This window comes from bacterium (genome assembly GCA_026398675.1).
Taxonomy (GTDB): domain Bacteria; phylum RBG-13-66-14; class RBG-13-66-14; order RBG-13-66-14; family RBG-13-66-14; genus RBG-13-66-14.
In genome coordinates this window covers 1-1,923 of record JAPLSK010000294.1, presented here as the reverse complement: position 1 = coordinate 1,923, position 1,923 = coordinate 1, and the positions used below count along the sequence as shown (strand labels likewise).

Below are 1,923 nucleotides of genomic sequence, written 5' to 3'. Positions count from 1 at the left end.
CTCTCCCTGTGGGAGAGGGCTAGGGAGAGGGGTGAAAGCGGCGGGGATAGGAACCGAGCGAAGCGAGCTATGCCCCCGGCAAATCCCCGCCCTACGCCATCGCAACCGGGGGTGAGGGTCGGGGCGTGTCCCCTCCCCCTTCTGGGGGGAGGCTCGCCTACGGGCTAGGGAGAGGGGTGAAAGCGGCGGGGATTAAAATCCCCGCCCTACGTCATCACTACCCAGGCCGAGGGTCGGGTCGGTGTCACCGCGACCCCTTTTCTGTTGCCCGGCGGCCGCAACTCTGGTAACATGATTCAATTAGTCGTGGTAAGCTGATACTCGTTCACCCGAAAGGAGCTAAAAACATGAGGAAGATAGTGATACTGACGGTGGTCCTGGCCGTGGCGTTACTTTTCTCCTGCACCACCACCACCGATGGAGGTGGCGGGGGTGGATTGCTGAAGTACGCCTTCGACTGGGCCTACGATATCGCCAAGAAGTACGCCCAGGACGACGACAACTGGGGCTACTGGGATTCCGGAACCGTCCTGGCCTTCTTCGACTGCGTCCTGTCCGACGAGAAGTGCATGCTCGGCCGTCCGCTGGAAAACTCGTACTGGGAAATCTTCTTCCAGAACGACAATGCCGAGGTGTACTCCGTCATGGTTGACGAAAACGGCGATGAGGACGGCACGGCAGAGGGTACCGCCATTGACTTCAACGAGGTCCCGGCGTACGACAACGACAAGCTAGAGGAAATGATGACCTTCTGCCTCGACCCGGACAACGATTACTGGTCTCAGTGGGACACGAGCCCCGACGATTACTGGTGGTTCGTCGAAGTTTCGAGCGATTACAATGATTCGTGGTCCGGCGTGGACAACATCTTCCGCGTCTGGTTCTTCGAGAGCCAAGGTGACATTGACCCATGGAGCTGGTGGGGATACATCGTCATAGACTGCGACGGCCACGGCATCGACTACGATATCCTCGCCTCCTACAAGTCGGAAGGTCCGCATGTGGCGGGGAGCAGGTACGACGTTCCCCTGGGCCTGGCGCTCTCGCGCTGACCGTGGGGTAGCGATGGAAGCGGGGGCCGCGGCCCCCGTTTTTTTTAATTGAACGCGAAGTAGCGCAACCAGAGGTAGAGGCTGGAAACGACGCGGAGAAGGGTTATCGCCCGGACGGCTAGGTGAAGTACCGGAGGTAGATGTAGAGCGAGCAGATGACGATGGAGATGAGCATGGCCGGCAGGCCGACCGCCAGGTAGTTGCGGAAGGTGATGGGGTCCCGGGTTCTCTCGCTGATGCCGCCGACGATGACGTTGGCGCTGGCGCCGATCAGGGTGCCGTTGCCGCCCAGACAGGCCCCCAACGAAAGCGCCCACCAGAGCGGATCGGCCTGGGCCGGGGTCAGTCCCAACTGGGCGATGGTGCTCATCAAGAGGGGAATCATCGCGGCCACGAAGGGGATGTTGTCCAGAAAGGCCGAAAGAAAGGCACTGCCCCAGAGAATCATCATGGTGAGGACCAGGACGCTCGAGGTGGAACCGGCGATGAGGCCGGCGAGCGCGGTGGTGACGCCGGTGGCCTTCAGCCCCCCGACCAGGACGAAAAGGCCGGCGAAGAACACTAGGGTGGGCCACTCTATCTCGTGCAGCAGCTCCTCGATCGGCGGCTTCGTGATGAAGGCCAGTACGGCCGCCGAGACCAACGCCACCACCGCCGGGGGGAGCCCTAAGAAATCGTGGATCATGAAGGCCACGATGGTCAGCCCCAGGACCACCAGGCACTTGATCAAGAGCGGCTTGTCGTGGATGGCCTTCTTCTCGTCGTAGCTGGCGATACGTTGCCCGTCGCTCACCCCGGCGAACTGCCGGCGGAAGGCGAAACGGTTGAAGATGATGGTGGCCACGAGTACCAGGGCGATGACGGGGCCCAG

2 protein-coding genes are annotated in these 1,923 nt (G+C 61.6%); one reads left to right on the top strand and one right to left on the bottom strand.

Going from position 1 to position 1,923, the window contains the following annotated elements:
• Positions 1 to 347: 347 nt before the first annotated feature.
• A complete protein-coding gene (locus NTW26_08700) occupies positions 348 to 1,052 on the top strand; it encodes a hypothetical protein (GenBank protein ID MCX7022331.1) in 705 nt (234 codons plus the stop codon).
• A gap of 118 nt (positions 1,053 to 1,170) precedes the next feature.
• Here NTW26_08700 and NTW26_08695 read toward each other — a convergent pair.
• The coding region (locus NTW26_08695) for an SLC13 family permease (GenBank protein MCX7022330.1) at positions 1,171 to 1,923 on the bottom strand (753 nt) is incomplete at its 5' end.

Bases quoted from the DNA above. Each gene is read 5' to 3' on its own strand.
- NTW26_08700 (MCX7022331.1), top strand. From the start codon at position 348: ATGAGGAAGATAGTGATACTGACGGTGGTCCTGGCCGTGGCGTTACTT.